Origin of the sequence: Pedobacter aquatilis (assembly GCF_030409415.1) — a bacterium.
Lineage (GTDB): Bacteria > Bacteroidota > Bacteroidia > Sphingobacteriales > Sphingobacteriaceae > Pedobacter > Pedobacter aquatilis.
In genome coordinates, this window is the sequence record NZ_JAUFPW010000031.1 from 156,064 (window position 1) to 173,713 (window position 17,650).

The 17,650-nt window shown below is 35.6% G+C and carries 16 protein-coding genes; 9 read left to right on the forward strand and 7 right to left on the reverse strand.

The genetic code is table 11. The features are described from left to right. Positions 1-142: 142 nt before the first annotated feature. A complete protein-coding gene (locus QWY86_RS14040; protein ID WP_290242969.1) occupies positions 143-460 on the reverse strand; it encodes a carboxypeptidase regulatory-like domain-containing protein in 318 nt (105 codons plus the stop codon). Between the two features lie 610 nt (positions 461-1,070). Here QWY86_RS14040 and QWY86_RS14045 point away from each other — a divergent pair. The 5 genes from QWY86_RS14045 (at position 1,071) to QWY86_RS14065 (ending at position 6,471) form a co-directional block, all read left to right on the forward strand. Next, positions 1,071-1,601 carry an AAA family ATPase gene (locus QWY86_RS14045; protein ID WP_290242970.1) on the forward strand — a complete coding sequence of 177 codons (531 nt, stop codon included), beginning with the start codon at positions 1,071-1,073 and terminating at the stop codon, positions 1,599-1,601. A 562-nt stretch (positions 1,602-2,163) separates the two neighbouring features. Next, the gene (locus tag QWY86_RS14050; RefSeq protein WP_353958922.1) at positions 2,164-4,605 is read left to right on the forward strand and encodes a TonB-dependent receptor; all 2,442 of its coding nucleotides are present in this window, start codon (positions 2,164-2,166) and stop codon (positions 4,603-4,605) included. Positions 4,606-4,674: 69 nt separating this feature from the next. Then, on the forward strand, positions 4,675-5,307 hold the full coding sequence (locus QWY86_RS14055) for a thiamine phosphate synthase (protein ID WP_290242972.1): 633 nt from the start codon (positions 4,675-4,677) through the stop codon (positions 5,305-5,307). Between the two features lie 112 nt (positions 5,308-5,419). Beyond that, complete coding sequence (locus tag QWY86_RS14060; protein WP_290242973.1) at positions 5,420-5,980, forward strand: thiamine pyrophosphokinase; 561 nt, start codon at positions 5,420-5,422, stop codon at positions 5,978-5,980. Continuing rightward, the gene (locus QWY86_RS14065) at positions 5,977-6,471 is read left to right on the forward strand and encodes a GNAT family N-acetyltransferase (RefSeq protein WP_290242974.1); all 495 of its coding nucleotides are present in this window, start codon (positions 5,977-5,979) and stop codon (positions 6,469-6,471) included. Before QWY86_RS14060 ends, QWY86_RS14065 begins: the two co-directional genes overlap by 4 nt. An 86-nt stretch (positions 6,472-6,557) precedes the next feature. Here QWY86_RS14065 and QWY86_RS14070 read toward each other — a convergent pair whose 3' ends face one another. From QWY86_RS14070 to QWY86_RS14080, 3 genes are all read right to left on the reverse strand, one after another. Beyond that, positions 6,558-7,862: a M20/M25/M40 family metallo-hydrolase gene (locus QWY86_RS14070; protein WP_290242975.1), complete on the reverse strand. Its 1,305-nt coding sequence runs from the start codon at positions 7,860-7,862 to the stop codon at positions 6,558-6,560. 21 nt (positions 7,863-7,883) lie between these two features. Beyond that, on the reverse strand, positions 7,884-9,716 hold the full coding sequence (locus tag QWY86_RS14075) for a M61 family metallopeptidase (RefSeq protein WP_290242976.1): 1,833 nt from the start codon (positions 9,714-9,716) through the stop codon (positions 7,884-7,886). Positions 9,717-9,916: 200 nt separating this feature from the next. Next, positions 9,917-11,041, reverse strand: a complete 1,125-nt coding sequence (locus tag QWY86_RS14080; protein WP_290242977.1) for a DUF4407 domain-containing protein — start codon at positions 11,039-11,041, stop codon at positions 9,917-9,919. 150 nt (positions 11,042-11,191) lie between these two features. Here QWY86_RS14080 and QWY86_RS14085 point away from each other — a divergent pair, with 150 nt between their 5' ends. Continuing rightward, entirely contained in the window at positions 11,192-11,509 is a 318-nt protein-coding gene (locus QWY86_RS14085) for a rhodanese-like domain-containing protein (RefSeq protein WP_290242978.1), read from the forward strand. Positions 11,510-11,628: 119 nt separating this feature from the next. Then, positions 11,629-11,826, forward strand: a complete 198-nt coding sequence (locus tag QWY86_RS14090) for a DUF6358 family protein (protein ID WP_290242979.1) — start codon at positions 11,629-11,631, stop codon at positions 11,824-11,826. Here the strand turns inward: QWY86_RS14090 and QWY86_RS14095 are convergent. Beyond that, positions 11,792-12,835: a dipeptide epimerase gene (locus QWY86_RS14095; protein ID WP_290242993.1), complete on the reverse strand. Its 1,044-nt coding sequence runs from the start codon at positions 12,833-12,835 to the stop codon at positions 11,792-11,794. The two genes, QWY86_RS14090 and QWY86_RS14095, sit on opposite strands and share 35 nt — an antisense overlap. Positions 12,836-12,914: 79 nt before the next feature. Here QWY86_RS14095 and QWY86_RS14100 point away from each other — a divergent pair, with 79 nt between their 5' ends. Beyond that, positions 12,915-14,051, forward strand: a complete 1,137-nt coding sequence (locus QWY86_RS14100) for a hypothetical protein (protein ID WP_290242980.1) — start codon at positions 12,915-12,917, stop codon at positions 14,049-14,051. Between the two features lie 272 nt (positions 14,052-14,323). Beyond that, entirely contained in the window at positions 14,324-15,307 is a 984-nt protein-coding gene (locus QWY86_RS14105; RefSeq protein ID WP_290242981.1) for a hypothetical protein, read from the forward strand. Here the strand turns inward: QWY86_RS14105 and QWY86_RS14110 are convergent. Beyond that, on the reverse strand, positions 15,290-15,889 hold the full coding sequence (locus QWY86_RS14110; protein ID WP_290242982.1) for a rhomboid family intramembrane serine protease: 600 nt from the start codon (positions 15,887-15,889) through the stop codon (positions 15,290-15,292). The genes QWY86_RS14105 and QWY86_RS14110 overlap by 18 nt on opposite strands. 19 nt (positions 15,890-15,908) lie before the next feature. Next, on the reverse strand, positions 15,909-17,648 hold the full coding sequence (locus QWY86_RS14115) for a M14 family zinc carboxypeptidase (protein ID WP_290242983.1): 1,740 nt from the start codon (positions 17,646-17,648) through the stop codon (positions 15,909-15,911). Positions 17,649-17,650 lie beyond the last annotated feature (2 nt).

Below are 17,650 nucleotides of genomic sequence, written 5' to 3' on the forward strand. Positions count from 1 at the left end.
TTTTTGCTTTTTGGAAGAAAATCCCAACTGTTCTGTCGGGATGCAAAGATACACCTTTAGATATTATTTTAAGCCTATTATTTGAAAATAAAAAAGAGGATTTTATAAATCCTCTTTTAAAACTATTCTTCTGCGAAAACAGCTATTGCTGTAATTTTATTTCGCCTAAATCAGTTGTAGAACTATCTTTTACGGCTACATTTTCAATAGCGGCATCTTTATAAGGTGCGTTACCTTTAATCCAAACTTTATAAACACCTTCTTTCAGATTAGTAAATGAAAAAACTCCCTGATTCAAATCCGCTTTCAAAGTATCAGTTCCAGCTACCAGCGCTACAGTTGCAACACCGTCAGCTGGTGTAATTTTTCCGGTTATGCCACCGAGTTTAATATTGGTAAAGGCAAAAATTGTAAAAGTTAACATCAATAATGCTACAAGAAATATATTTTGCTTTTTCATAATTCTATAATTTTTAAATTAACCATTTATAAAAGTTAAATAGTGTTAAATAGTGTTAAATATAAACGAGCTAAAACCTAAAAAGTTTTAAAAATGAAGTGTAATTTAAACACTGTATCAATTCTTGTACATCATTAAAATCATCGTTTAATCGCAATATGAGAAAGATTTTACATCTGTAATTAGGATTTTAATCTGATTTTAACGCTCAAGTCATGTTTAAGTCACGAATGAATGAATTGAATAATATTGGCAACAATGTTGTAATAAGCCTATCGTATTTGCGTTTTGTAAATACTTTAGTTCAATCTAAAGCTTCCTCAGCGGCTTAGTTACCCGCACAGAGGATTTCTTCATAAATAGTTTGTTTGGTTTATTATCCGGTCAGAGGAGCCCTCCTCGACCGGATTTTTTCTTTGGTGCGATTTTTTCTTTTGTGTAGCACAAATTTTGCTTACCAGAAAGTATTAAAACATAGAGGTGTATGTATTTGCAAAACATTTATTAATTTCCTCTTTTATTTACAAAGCACTTAATTATGGTGCATATTGTATTTTGATTAAATAATTTACCGCCTATTAAGGCTATCTAATCTGGAGAAAAACATATCGTGAACAAGCATATTAAAAAGATAGCTATAGTTGGACCGGAAAGTACCGGAAAATCGACCATGTCAAAATTTCTGGCGAATAACTACAATGTTTCTTGGGTACCCGAATATGCCCGATATTATTGTGCCAACCTAGAAGCCCCTTATACATTGCAAGATGAATTAAATATGTATTACGGGCAAATTGCACTGGAAGATGCCATTTTAAACATCACCACAAATGACTTTATAATTTGCGATACTACTTTTATTACCGTTAAAATTTGGAGTGATGAGATGCTTGGCAAAACGCCGCAGATTGTTTTAGATGCTTTGCCTGAACGACCATACGATTTGTACCTGTTAATGGATATTGATTTGCCTTGGCAAGATGATCCATTGCGGGATTTCCCCAACCAACGCGAATATTTTATGGAAATTTGGCATAAGGAATTAAAAGCTTTAAACACCAAATACAAAGTAATTAACGGCTTAGGCGAACAACGCGAACAAAACGCTATTGCTGCTGTAAATCAATTTTTGAGTTTATAGAATTTGGAAAGCAATTGTAGTATAAGTAGTTAAATTTGTTCCCGCCCCCGCTTCTGCCCCAAAAACCTGTGCAACTACAAAGCATTTGTAAAACATAAATATTGATGTTTATTGTGGCATCTCGCTAAGGTCGGGTTTATGTGGCTAAAGTAGTAGCAATATTTAAGTAAAAAACCTGATTGCCGCAAATCCCCATTTTTCATCAGGAGCAACCAAAAGCAGGACTTTTAGAACCGAAAACGCACTACAATTGATTTTCTTAAAAAAGATAAGCGTATTTTGGAAAATCATTAACATATTTTTCTACATTTGCCCCATCATTAGGGGTGCCTTGTTTTAAATAACACAAAAACGGGCTGAGATCATACCCATTTTATGGTGAAAGGTAAAAGGTGAAAGGTAAAAGGTCTGCTGTTAGCAAACCCTATGCCCTAAACCCTCAAACCCTAAGCCTTAAATGCACCTGATCCGGGTAATGCCGGCGTAGGGATTGGAGTTATGGAAGTTTAACTGAAATCGGGAGTACCCCTATTTCCGATGGGTTTAACTAAAAACAAAAACATTGAAAAAACTAATTTTTGCAGTTTTAACTGCAATGTTGCCTTTCTTTGCATGGGCACAATTTTCTGTTACCGGAAAAGTAACAGATAACAATCAAAAAGCCTTACCTGGCGCTACAATCAAAGTTAAAAACACAAAGATCGTCGTTTCTAGCGATGAAAACGGAAACTTCACAATCGGCAATTTGTCGAGTGGAAAACAAGTAATCATAGCAAGTTATTTAGGTTTTAAATCTGCAGAAAACGCTATTGATTTAAACCAAAATGTGAATATAAGTTTTGCTTTAACGGCGCAAAATTTCTTAGCCGATGAGGTGGTGGTTAGGGCTACTCGTGCAAATGAGAAATCGGCAACTACTTACAAAAACGTAAGCAAAGCTGAAATTCAAGAGAATAACTTCGGACAAGATTTGCCATTTATTTTACAAAACACACCCGGTGTTGTTGTAAATTCTGATGCAGGCGCAGGTGTTGGCTATACCGGAATCCGAATCCGCGGCAGCGATAACAGCCGAATAAATGTTACCGTGAATGGCATTCCAATTAATGATAGCGAAAGCCAGGGGACATTTTATGTAAACATGCCCGATTTTGCTTCTTCAGTTGATAACATCCAGATTCAACGTGGCGTGGGAACATCTACTAATGGAGCCGGTGCTTTTGGCGCAAGTTTAAATATCCAAACCACAGCAAGCGAACCGGAACCTTATGCAGAAGTAAACAACACTTACGGCAGTTTCAATACCTGGAAAAACACTGTTAAAGTGGGAACTGGTTTAATTAATAATCGTTTCAGCTTTGATGGACGTTTATCCAGAATAAGCTCTGACGGTTATGTAGACAGAGGTTCATCTTTACTTAAATCCTATTTTTTATCAGGTGCTTACCATGGCAATAAAGATTTACTTCGAATAAATGTTTTTGCAGGTGCAGAAAAAACCTATCAATCCTGGAATGGTATTCCAGAATCGAGGTTAAATAATGATCTTGCCGGAATGCAAGCCTATATTGCAAGAAATGAATTAAATGCAGAAGATGCGGCCAACCTTTTAAACTCAGGACGAACCTACAACAGCTTCACTTACAATAACCAAACGGATAATTACTGGCAAAATCATTACCAGTTAATTTATGCAAGGCAGTTTACTGATAAGTTTTCTTTTAACGGAGCTTTGCATTATACACAAGGCGAAGGTTATTATGAAGAATACAGGGCAAATAACCGATTAAGCGATTATGGTTTAAATCCGGTTGTTGCTGGTAGCACAACCATTTCTCGTACTGATTTAATTCGCCGCCGTTGGTTAGATAACGATTTTTATGGTTTTACCTACGCCTTTAATTATGTACCTGAAAAGAATTTAAACTTTACAGTTGGCGGTGCGTATAACGAATATAAAGGTGCCCACTTCGGACAAATTATTTGGGCGCAATATGCATCAAACGGAAATATTGATAGACATTATTATGATAACGAGGGTTTTAAAACAGATTTCAATATCTACGGAAAAATGAATTACAGTCCGGTTGAGGCCTTAAGCTTATTTGCCGATTTGCAATATCGCCGCGTATATTATGATATTTTAGGAACTGAAAATAAATTAAATGCATTAGACATTAATGATAAACTAAGCTTCTTTAATCCTAAAGTTGGGGCTACCTATTTCATAAATACAGAAAGTAATTTGTATGCTTCATTTAGCGTTGCCAATAAAGAGCCAAACCGTAATGATTACACGGATGCCGCAATTGGCACCTTCCCTAAATCAGAAAGGCTTAACGATTTAGAATTAGGCTACCGTTTTAAAAACAACAAATTTAATTTAGGTGCAAATGCCTACGGTATGTTCTATAAAAATCAGTTAGTAGTTACCGGAAAAATCAATGATACCGGAGGAAATTTCCGTCAGAACGTTGATAAAAGTTACCGTTTAGGTATTGAGTTAGATGGATCTTATATTATTAATAAATTCTTCGCATTAAATGCAAATGCGGCTTTTAGCAGAAATAAGATTAAAAATTTTACAGAATTTTATGATGATTATGACAACGGCGGACAAGTTGTAAACAACTACGAATTGACTGACATTTCATATTCTCCGGCTGCTGTGCTTTTTGGTGAACTTGTTTATAAACCAATTAAAGGTTTCGCCATCGCCTTGCAAAGCAAATATGTAAGCAAGCAATATTTAGATAATACCCAAAATAACGACAGAACAATTAATGGTTATTGGGTTAACAACGCTCGTTTAGGATACGATTTTAAGTTTGCCGGCGTTAAAAATATTAATTTAGGTTTGTTGGTTAATAATCTGTTGGATAAAAAATACGAAAGCAACGGCTACACTTATGGTTATCTTTTGGGTGGCAGCCGAACAACCGAAAACTTTTATTATCCGCAAGCTGGCACTAATTTCTTACTAAATTTGAACGTTAAGTTTTAATAAAGTTTTAAGTAGTAGGTTTTAAGTATTTATAACCTACTACTTAAAACTTACTACGTATCACCTAAAATGAAATATATCGAAAAGCTACATTACATCACACACGATATTCCAGATTTTTCTCACATAGAGCAAGCGCAACTGGCCTGCGAAGCTGGTGCAAAATGGATTCAATATCGCTGCTTAAGCAAAGCTGATGATGAACTTTTAAAGGATATAAATTCAATAGCTGAAATCTGTGATGATTGGGGAACTACACTAATCGTAACTAATCACGTTCACGTGAATGGCAAAGCCGATATACAGGGTTTTCACATAGAAGATATGAATGCAGATTTCATCGCTTTGCGAAAGATTGTTGGTAATGATATTACTTTAGGAGGCTCTGCAAATACAATTGAAAATCTAGTCCGATTGGCAGAAGAAGGTGCAGATTATGCAGGTTTTGGCCCTTACGCCGCAAGCGAAACAAAGCCCAACGATTATTCAAACATCACATTAGAAGATTACAGAAAAGCAATTACAGAACTAAATAAGCAAGACTTAAATTTAGCAATTGTAGCCGTTGGTGGAGTCACTTTGTATGATGTTGAAGCTTTAATTCAAACTGGCATTCACGGTATTGCAGTAGCTGGTGCTATAAATTTTGCCGATGATTTTATTGAAGCTTATCAAGATTTTTACGATGCAGTAAAGGGCTGAGCTTTAGACTAGCAATTATTAAAATATTGAGGCAGTAGATCGTTTTAAAATTTCTAACTAAACTTGGTACTTGATTCTCGCTACTTGATACTAAAACATTTATCTTCGCAATATGTCGTCACACCATATTGTAAAAGAAAAGCAAGAACCTGCGCTATATATCGATGAACTTGGTAATTTTAATGAAGAACTCCTTGGTCAGCTATTAGAATGGAGCCCAACGCTAGTTGTTAATTATTCATCCTACGAAAAGATTTTTTCTTTAGGCTTAAAAGTAGATGTAATTGTGAATGCTCCTGAAATGGAAACTCAGGAAAACACAAAAGTAATTCAAGGTCCGGCTGATGATTTAATGGTTGCTATAAATTATCTCGTTGGAGAAAAATATCCCGCAGTAAATGTAATCACTACGAAATTTGATTTAGAAAAGTTTGCTGGTTTTGAAGAGGACATTAATATTGTTGTGTTTACAGAAAAGGCTAAACATTATCCAATAAAATCTGGCTTCTCAGTTTGGAAACCTGCCGGAAGTGAGTTTTTAATTCACGGAGACCGATATCTAGAAGTAACAAATCTTACCCAAAATGATGATGAGGTTTTTGAAGTCGTTAACGATGGTTTTGTAGAATTCACTTTCTCAGGAACTCCAATTTTTATTAGCGAACCACTATGATTACCATAAGAAAAGCAAAAGAAGAGGATATTGAAATCATCAGAAAGATTGCGGAAAATACATGGCCGACCGCATACCTCGAAATAATAGGACAAGCACAAATCGATTATATGTTGGAGAAAATGTATAATCGTGGCGAGCTGATAAAGCAACTTATGGAAGGGCACACTTTTTTAATTGCTGAAGATGGTGAAGAACAATATGGCTTTGCAGGTTTTTCGATAATTAACCACGAAGAGCGCATCTACAAACTACACAAACTTTACGTTTTGCCATCTGCACATGGCAAAGGAATAGGTAAAATCTTAATAAATGAAGTATTTAATCAGGTTAAAAACTTAGGTGCATCAGCCTTGCAGCTTAATGTAAATAAAAACAATAAGGCGAAAGATTTTTACCTAAAAGGAGGCTTTAAAATTAAAGAATCTGTAAAGCTTGATATCGGTGATGGATATTTTATGGATGATTATGTAATGGAATATAAGTTTTAAATTCTAAAATATTTGTCACAATAAAAAAGCCACAGATTGTATTTTTCTAATCTGTAAATCTGTGGCTTCTTAATAAACCGAAATAATTATTTCAGCTTCGGAATTCTGGTTGGCGCATCCGTGCCGTTTACAATTGAAGTTGCACTTTTCGCAATTGCTTTAATTGTTGATAAAATATTTTCTACATCCAAAGTGCTGTACTCATCTTTCACAGTGTGATAAAATTTATCTACATCAATTTGATCTGTACTGATAGTATGTGCCGGAACGCCTAAAGCAGCTAATGTTGCATTATCACTTCTGTAAAACAAATTTTGTTCAGTGTATGGATCTGGATGAAAAGTAAACTCCGTTCCGGCTAAGTTCTTTTGCAAAATTTTGCCAAAATCAGATTTATCGTAACCAGTAATAAAGGCAGAATTTTTACCAAACTTAGAATCCTTACCAATCATTTCAATATTAAACATAGCCACAACATCATCAGGATTTAATTTCTCTGAGAAATATTTAGCGCCAAAACCACCAATTTCTTCGGCTGTAAATGCCACGAAAATTAAAGTACGCTCATTGTTTTTCTGTGCTTTATAATATTTTGCCAAAGCAATCATGGCAGTAGTTCCCGATGCATCATCATCAGCACCATTTGCAATGCTATCACCTTCAACAGATTTTGTTATGCCCAAATGATCATAATGCCCTGAAAACACAACCAGTTCTTTCTCCTTTGATTTACCAGGAATCATTCCGGCAACATTAAATAAAGGAAGCTTTTCTACCTTGTTTTTTACTTCAGCATTAAATTCCTGTGCTTCATTTAAGCCCAAAACAAAAATTGTTGCATCTGGTGTTGGCGATTGAGCATCTTTTTCATCTATAATAGCGCCACGATTTAAAAAGGATTTATAACGCTTGAAATCAGCTGCAAATTTTGCATCAACCAAAACAACTTGCTTTTTACCTGGGCGACTAAGTAAGCGATATTGAGCTGCAAAAGTTTTTGTAGTATCTAATTTAATTATACCGTCAGCGTTAGTCTGATTAAATATTATTGATGGAGATTTTGCCCAAACCAAAATATTCTCCTGTGGAATAGTTTTACCATCAATAACCAATTTTGTTGGCTCTGGCGTTAATCTAATCTTATAAAAAGTCTGACGGAAAGAGCTTTCTCCGTTAAGCGGCTTTAACCCGATTTTTTTAAATTCAGATTCGATAAATGTTGCTGCCTTATCTATTCCAGGCGTAAAAGTACCACGGCCTTCCATTGCATCGCTGCTTAAAGTTTTAATTAAATGGTCGGTGTATTCGCGAGTTATAATTTTATCAATATTTTGAGCGCTTAACTGTAAAGTTGCCATTCCGGCTAGCGCAACAAGAAAAATTTTCTTCATTACTATTTGTTTAAGTCTATTTTATTTCGATTTTATCTGCGAGTTTAACCAATTATCTCTGAAACTCTGCATTTCCTTAGTTAAACTACCGCCAGTTTTTTCAATTGATACAATTTCCAAAATCGGGTTTTCTGTAAAAGTAAGTTTTGTTGTTTTGTTCTCGCCATAATAGCTGTATGTAACTTCTACAACATCACCGGGTTTGTGTGCATCGGTAACTTTATTTAAAGCAGCCTGATCTTTAATTTCAACACTATCAATGGTTAAAAGTGTTGCCCCAAAATCTAAGCCCGCAGCATAAGCCGGAGTTCCTGTTAAAGTTTGAGGAACGATCGCTTTACCATCCTCAAAAGTTACTCTACCAATACCAGTATAAGCTTTGCCGGCATTCACTTTCCGCAATACATAACCAGCGTTTAACAATAATTTTGCGTAATCAATCTTTTCAGTTCCGTAAATATATCTTTTAAAGAAATCGGTTGCAAAAGCTTGATTTTTAGTCAAAGCGCCTAGAGTTTTTTCTAAATCTGGAATGGTATAGGCAATTTCGGGCTTGCCATAAGCTTTCCAAAGGGCACGCATATAATCATCTAGCGTAAGCTTAAATTCGGTACGCAACTTTAAATCTAGTGCCAAGGCTGTTGCAGCTCCGTAAGTGTAATAAGAAAGGAAAATGTTTCCTTTGTTTGTTTGATCGATTGCAACACCTGCATCAGCAAATACAGCATATCTACTCGCTTCTATTGGCGAGTAATTTTTAGCACCAGGCGAATTTAAAACCGCATTCACCAAGCCATTGAATGTTTGTGCTGCGTTATCTACAGATTTAAATCCGGCTCTTGTTAAAAGCAAATTGCCATAATATTGCGTAAAACCTTCTGCAAGCCACAATTCGTTACTGATATCCGAATGGGTAAAATCAAAAGGCTCTAAAGTTTTCGGTCTTAATCGCTCGACATTCCAGCTATGGAAAAATTCATGAGAAAATGAACCCAATAAATTATTTTCATAACCTTCTATTTTTGGCGTTCGCTGAACAATAACAGTTGAGTTTCTGTGTTCCATTCCATCGCCAGCATAATCTGGATAAACATCATGTAGGAAATAATAATTGCCATAATCATAAACCGGAAATTCTCCCCAAACAGCGTAATGTTCATCAACCATTTTTTTAAGCATTTCTGCATAATTATCAATCGTTTTCTGATCATCTTTAGAGTGCGAAACCAGATGAATCGTTTGCAACTTTCCATCCTTGTTTTTAACCTGCCAGCTTGCCGTTTTATAGTTGGCAATTTCGGTTGGGCTATCCATAAAATACTGCAAATTCACTGCGTAAAAGGTATTATTACCAATTGGCTTTAATTGAGTAGCAACCTTCCAATTTTGCTTTTTGGTATAATTAAACTTCACTAAACGTGGTCTTGCATCCATGCCTACCGGAAAAGCAAATGTTGCCGGAATATTCATGTGCGCATGGGTTTCATCGAAACCTGCATAGGTTCCATCAATCCAATTACCAAACAACGTGTATGTAATTTTTACATTTTTACCATGCTCTGCTATTTCATATTCATCGCCTGCCGGCTGATTAATTTTAAGCAACTTTCCACTTTCATCAAAAGCCTTTAAATTATATACATTCTTCCCAAACTCATGCGTAGCATATCTACCCGGTGAAGATCGGCTCATTCTAACCTTTAATTTTCCTGCCGGAACATTAGGAATTTGCATTTCTATTTGCGCCTCGTGGTGGATTGCATTTGGAAATGAAATGGTATAATTTATTTCATTTTGCGCAGAAGCCGCAATGGATAAGAACGATATTGAAATCGCCCCAAATATTTTTTTCATCTGTATGTATATTTTTTTACGGAGATGAAGCTATCAGATTTTTCATACCACTGGTGCGGTTCGAAAAATCATGATGGTTTCATATGAATAATTTAATGGTCTTAAAATACAAAAAATGGAAGAAGAAGATGTAAAAATGGTAGGTGGGAAATTCCAAATCCCACATTTTCCCTTTTCCATCTAACACCTTCCCTCTAACCTCACTCCTTATCCCAATCGTATTTCTCCAAATCACGGTAAGCTCTACCTTTTAAAATCTCTTTTTGTTTCGATGATTCTGAATCGACTTTGGTTTCGTGAATATTATCGGCAACCTCCATTCTAAAATCTTTATGTTTTTTGGATTCATAAATGTCGGCTTCATCGCCATCAGCAGTAACATAATCGTAAGGACCGCGAGCGCTCATTAGTTTCACAAATACCGGCAAACACTCAAAGAAGATGAATAGCAAGCCAATAAAGGTAACGGCAAGCGCTGTGTTGTTATCTTTTGTTCCGTCGGCGTTAAAAGAAAGCTGACCAAGCGCCCAGTTTCGATCTGCAAAACCAGCGATGTTTGAAAGACTGTCTAATTGCTTTGCGGTATATAATTTCTCAGTGAATAAACCATCGAAATCTTTTCGCTTATCAATAAATGATTCTGACCTATTAATGTTTGCCTTTAAACTATCAAGCTCGGCTGTTCGCTGTTTAATTTCAGTTTCCTTTCTTTTGGCGTACGGACCATAACCCATCACACCAGAAGTTTCATTGGTTTTATTTCCGAAGATTTCGAAATTGAGCTTTTGTCTGTCGGCTTTTATACCTTTTTCTAAACTATCTCTGGTCGCTTTTTGCTGATTTAAACGACCAAATTCAACCTGATATTTCTTTTCAAAAGCTTTATTTAAAGTATCTATCTTTTTCCGCTGACCATTAAGGTAGCTTACTTTTAATCGTTCCTTAATTTCTTTATCAAAAATCTTTAATTCGATTGGTCTGGAAATTACAATACCAATCATTATTGCTAATAAAATTCGAGGTGTTGCTTGTAAAATTTGTTTGTTAGTAGATGCACTTTTATTTATGCTCGATACAATGTATCTATCCATATTAAAAATGGCTGCACCCCACAGAAAGCCAAAAATTAAGGCGAAAATTACGGCTAAATCATCGCCCTTAAAAACAAAATACATAGCGTAACCGCCAGAAAGGGCAGCAAATATGCCTGTGAAAAAGATAGTGGCGCCAATGCCGGTATATTTATTTTGTTCAGTAGAATACTTCTCCAGTGTTGGAATGTGCGCACCAGAACAAAACCAAAAGAATCGGTTAAGCTTGTTCATAAGAATATTTTATAATTAAACGCCCAAGGGTTTAAGTTGTTACAGTTTAAAATTAAATAAATATCTGCGAATCGTAATTAAAGTGTTATAAGCGAAAGCATTATTGTAGCCATGAACTAATTTATATAAGTTTGTAAAAATAATTTTCACATGAAAGAAGTATCAGTACAGGAACTAAAACAGAAAATCGATAATAAAGAAGATTTCCAATTAATTGATGTTCGCGAAACATTCGAATATGAGGTTTCTAACCTTGATGGAGAAAACATCCCTTTGGGTGGCATTTTAATTGAGGCTGATAAAATCTCCAAAGATAAACCAGTTATTATTCAATGCCGTAGTGGTAAAAGAAGTGCTGCCGCGGTTATGCAATTAGAATCACAGTATGGTTTCGAAAATTTATATAATTTAAAAGGTGGTATTTTGGCTTGGCAAGAAGCTTATGACCCGAATATGCCAGTATATTAGAAATGATTGAAGGATGGAATGAAAGAATGATTGAATATAAATAGTATGTTTTCTCATTCTTTCATCCACTCAATCTATCAATCCCTCATTCAAAATTCACTCATTCAATCATTTCCATTGTGGGTAAAAAAATTGCTTTAAATATATTTTACAACCTTGCGATCATCCTTTCGGTTATTGGTGTAGTTTGGTGCTACAATAATCACAAATATTTGCCTGGTGCTTTTCTTGTGGGTACAGCAGCTTGTTTTCTTTATTTCAAAATTCAGTTAATGAAACAGATTAGGAAAACCTATCAGGAAAAAGATCAGGAGTAACGCCTTCTAAACCTAAACCTGGTAAATCCTTTAAAATATACTTTCCGTTCTCAAAATATGGGTCATTAAAAGGGTTATTCTTGGTTAACCATGGTCCATCTAAATCTGCCCAATTACATAATGGAGCAAGTGCGGCAGCCGCTAGTGTAGCACAACTGGTTTCGCTCATACATCCAATCAAAACTTTCATACCAAACGAGCGGGCTTTCAAAATCATTTGATGACCTTCGTACATGCCACAGCTTTTCATCAACTTTATATTAATGCCATGATAAGCACCCTTCAGTTTATCCATACCAACCAAACGCTGCATTGCCTCATCAGCCAATAATGGAATCGGACTGCGTTCGGTTAACCATGCATTACCATCAATGTTATTTTTATCCATCGGTTGTTCAATTAAAACAACACCCTGGCTATGCAACCAGTAAATTAAATCGATGGCCTTTATTTTATCCGTCCAGCCTTGATTTGCATCAACATATAAAGGCACATCAGTAATGCTGCGAATGGTTTCAATAATTTCCTTATCATTATCCCGACCAAGCTTAACCTTAATTACCTTAAAGGCTTCCGCATCCTTGAGTTTTTCTCTGATAACTTCGGGTGTATCAATTCCGATGGTATAAGAAGTAACGGGCATTTTCTCCGGATCGGCACCGTAAATTTCATAGCAAGGTTTATTTAAAATTTTACCGTTGATGTCGTTCAAGGCAATATCTATAGCAGCTTTAATTGCAGGCTGGCCTGCAGCAAGGCTATCCAGATAAGCTATGATTTCCTGAAAGTTGAATGGAAATTTAATGCTGTTCCAATCAACCAGGTTCAAAAATGCGTTTGCACTCTCGTAACTTTCGCCCATATAAGGCACCATCGATGCTTCTCCATAACCAACAACGCCATCAAAATCAACTTTTAAGAGCATTAAGGGCGTACTGGTACGGGTAAATTTCGAAATTGAGAAGGGATGTTTTAATTCTAATTCAAATTGCTTGCAACTTATTTTCATCATCAATCGTCTATAATATTATTAGAGATACTAGCTCTACAAAAGTATATTTGTTTTATTAACGCAAACCATTCCTGCCATGAAAAACATTTCAAGATTACGGTATTTTATTTATTTATCCTTAACAATTATTGGAGGATGTACCACAGGAAAAAAAGCCTTACAAAAAGGCGATTATGATGCCTCTGTTTTAAAATCGGTTAGCCGATTGCAGAACTCGCCAAAAAACAGTGAAGCTTTAAATGTATTACAAACCGCTTACAACTATGCTTTGCAAGACCATTTAAGAAAAATCGAAGAAAGCAAATTGACCAACGATTTGTACAAATGGGAAACGGTGATGTATAATTATCAGAAAATAAACCAACTTTCAGAAGAGATTAGCAGTTGCCCGGCTTGCTTAACTGTTGTGCCAAATCCATCGAAATATATTAAAGAGCTCGATGAAAGCAAATATAATGCAGCAACAGCAAGGTATAATTCTGGTATCACTTATTTAAACGCCAACAATCGCCAATCGGCGAAAAAGGCTTACTACGAATTTGAAAAAGTGCAGAATTTACAGGCAAACTATAAGGATGTTAAAGCCAAAATGGATGATGCTTATTGGATGGCAGTTACCCGTGTTGTGGTTCAGCCAATTTTTGTCAACAGTAGATTGTACAAATTAAGTGGCGACTATTTTCAACAGCAAATTGATGAATTTATGGGCAGCTATGCGAGAAATAAGTTTGTAATTTTTTACTCTGAACAACAAGCTGCCAAGCAAAAAATTATTCCAGACCAAGTATTAAGCTTAAATTTTGATGATTTTATTGTCGGCCAAACTTATGTTAAGGAGCGGGTAGAAAAATTGAAACGCGACAGTGTGGTTGTTGGTGAAACCCGTGACAGAAAACCTGTTTATGGAACGGTAAAAGCTACGCTCAGTATCTTCGAAAAAAATATATCTTCATCAGGCTTATTGGATATGACCATTAGCGACTGGCAAAGCAAGAAAATTGTTCGTCAGCAAAAATTTCCAGGCACTTACATTTGGAGCGATAGCTGGGCAAGTTATAAAGGTGACGACAGAGCTTTAAGCAAACAGCAACTGGCCATGACGAGGAGAAGGGAAATTGTTCCACCTCCACCAGAAGCGTTGTTCCTCGAATTTACAAAACCTATTTATAGTGATTTGGTTAATTCAATCAGTTATTTTTATAATAATTATTAGGTATAAAATAGAGCCTCAGATTCGCAGATTTAATTTTATCGTCAATTACGTGTGCTCTAAGCATAATGCTTAAAAAGCAGCCACAGATTCGCAGATTTTAATTTATTTAATCTGTAAATCTGTGGCTCTATATCTCCCAATCGCAATGACGACTTTTAAAGTAAAAAATCATTTTAAATCTGCGGTTCTTACCAGCGAACATCTGCGGGAAAACCTCTACTTAGTAATCCAAACGTTAAAATAAAACATCGTTGTAAGGCTATAAAAATATAATGGCTAATATTGTAACGATGAATACCGGCTTATACAATCCATTCCAAAAATTCGATTTTCTTTATAAAAACTGCTTTCTTAGCGGTAATACTTTTAACTCACCTATAATTCAGGTTCCTTTAATCCCTAAATGGTTATTGGAGCAAGCCGGATTAAGTGGAGAAGAGCAAATACAGTTTCTGGATGAAAGCATTCGTTCTTATAACAGCATCGCCATTCCGGTAAATGCAGAGCTTAACGAGCAGTTCATAAATCAATTGGAAAATAAGATTGAAAAGGCTTTTGAAAGTGGTTTTGAAGCAGTTTCGGCGCTACCTCAGCTAGATTTATTCAACTGGATTGGAAAGTTTCTGTACGGTTTTGTTTATACCGAAATGCATGGTGCTTTGCGTAAAGAAATGACCGCCGATGGACTTAATATGTCGCAATCTTTAATGATGAAATTTGGCAACCTGAATTTCATGATGCAAAACTTGTACGCCAGCATCGAGTTTGAAGATTTTACGCCTTGGTCTATAAATGTGGTTAAACTAGAAAACACAGAAACACCTTTTAGCTTTCGCGACGAGATTAATACCCTTACGTTTTCCTTAAAATTTAAAGACTTTGGCATTATTGCCTGTCTGCAAGATAACGGCACAAACAATCGTTACCATCAGGAAATCTTAAATGAAATTAAAGGCAAGGCTTTATCAGCAGAGCAGTTTGAGGAATTAACCGCAAGATTTTATTATTCGGCATACCTTTTTAACCGTTTGCCTGAATATACTTTTATGCCAGTTGAAGGCACTACATACATAGAAGCTATGCCTTTGCGTGGCAATATGAGTAAACCTTTATTCGATGTTTGGCAGCATAAAGTATATGCACAAGTGCTCGAAAATTTCTGGAAGCCTTGGGGCTATGTGAAATTTGAAATCATCAAAAATCCTGATGCGCCAATGAGTTTCTTTGAAAATCCTTGTCTACCTATTGCCGGTTAAAATACCGATAAAGTTCTGCAAAATACCAGGCACAAAAATTATGGTAAATATTAATCCGGTTAAAGCACCGTAAAAGTGAGCATCGTGGTTAATGCCATCTCTGGAATTTTTAGAGGCGTAAGCGCAATAGATTAAATACAAAAATCCAAAAACTACAGCCGGTATCCCGATAGGAATAAACATGATGTAAATTTTAGACATTGGGTTATACAATATATAACTAAATAATACTGCGCTAATCGCTCCAGAAGCTCCTAAACTATTGTAATTGAAACTATCTTTATATCTAAAAACTGTAGGAATATCACTTAAAATCAAAGCTAAAAAGTAGAGCATACCAAATCTCCAACTGCCCATTAAAGTTTCAAGCGTAAAGGCAAAGGCAAAAAAGGTAAACATATTAAAAGCCAGGTGCATCCAATCTGCATGAATTAAACCACTTGTAATCAGCGTAAATATATTTTTGCCTTTCGATACACTATACGGATGCAGCATAAACTTTCCGTAAACGCTGTTATCATAAAACGCGTACAAACTGGTTATGATGGTAAAAACAAAAATTAATGAGGCTACGGGAGCCATGTTAAAATACTCCATAATACTATTTCAAATCGAGTTTTACATCTTTAATTAACCGTGCTATCGGGTATCTGTTATGCGTTTTCTCGTAATAATCCGAATTTTTATAAATAAAATCTAATTGGGCCGAACCACTCTTGGCAAATGTTGTATCGTTTAACTTTTTTTCGATAAGCTTTGTTTTTAAAGCTGTGTCATTTTTCAAAATTTCTGTTGCCGTATCTTCAAAAATATAGGCCGAATAGTGCTCCTTCATATCTAAAATAGAATCGAAGAAATTCCAGTTAAAAAATGAATCGGTTGCTTGCGGCTCGAGCGTTTCTACAATGTAACGGTTTTCAGGCTGATTTACATAAACCACAAAATCACCAGCATAATATTGCAGCTGTTGATTTACGGCATTCAGCTTTACAGCGTTGTGTACATAATGTCCTTCATATGGGCGAGTTCCGGTCTTTAAGTCAGCAATATAATAACTCTCCACATTAAGCTTAACATCATTTTTCAACTCCTTTAAGGTTACATTATTAAGTTTAAGCAAAGCGATTACTTTATCCCAGGCTTTGGGTATGATATAGGCAATTGGCTTCTCAACACGAATTGAAGGTTCGTAATTATTCCACTGTTTTATTGTTTTAGTGTAGGGCTTTGCTCTATCATAATATAGTCTCTCGATTCCACTTACAGCGCTTGGTTTTTTCCCTGCTTCATAACCCTCGAAAGAAATACTATCAAACTTATCGTGGTTTACTTTCCATTCTAAAGGAAAAGTTTTTTGGTTTGCTGCAAAATCATCCGCTTTGCGTTTATTTTCACCAATAACTTTTGCATCGCGTTGCACAATATCAACATAATTTTTAAGTAATTTATAGGTGGCATCAACACGTAAGTCGAAAGATTTTAGCATGTGTGTTTCGGGCATGAAACCAATTGAGTTGTGAAGATTAGCATAACCTGTAGAGTAACGTGGCGACTCAATAAAACCTGTTATTCCACGCTCTGGTGTTTCGCCAATTGAATTTACATACGGAACCATCGGGTAACCAAGCTTTTCCATTCCTTTATATAAATCGGGGACTAAAGTTTTGGTTAAGTAACCTGATAAAATGGAATTTAGCTTATCCTTTTGTGTAGGAATTAAAGTCATTACATACTGATAATCAGAGCCATTGCTGGTATGTGTATCTACAAAAATCTCCGGCTTCCAGGTATTAAAAATCAGCTGAAAAGCAGCAGAATTTTTCGAATCGGTTTTAATAAAATCTCTATTTAAATCGAGGTTTTTGCTATTTCCTCTAAAACCATAAGCTGTTGGCCCATTTTGATTTGCCCTTGATGTACCTGTTCGGTTAAAACTGCCATCAATATTATAAACCGGAATGATACAAATGACCACATCTTTAGGCAATTGATTATTTTTCAATAAATCGCGGGCAAGCATCATCGAAGCATCAATGCCTTCTGGTTCTCCAGGATGAATGCCATTATTAATCAGCAAAACACGTTTGTTTGCCTTTCTAATTAAAACCGGGTCGAAAACCTTATCTTTTGATAAAATCAACAAATGTAAGGGATAGCCAAAATCAGTTTTACCGTAAGTTTCTAGTCTAGCCTGGGAATAATTTTTGACTAAACTTTTGTAATATGAAATTGCTGCCTTGTAAGTTGTTGTTTCTTTTTTGCCACTATTTTCGTAGGGTGTTGTTTGCCCAAAAGCTTGCAAACCAAACAGCAATAACCAAAACACGAAAACATTTCTCATGT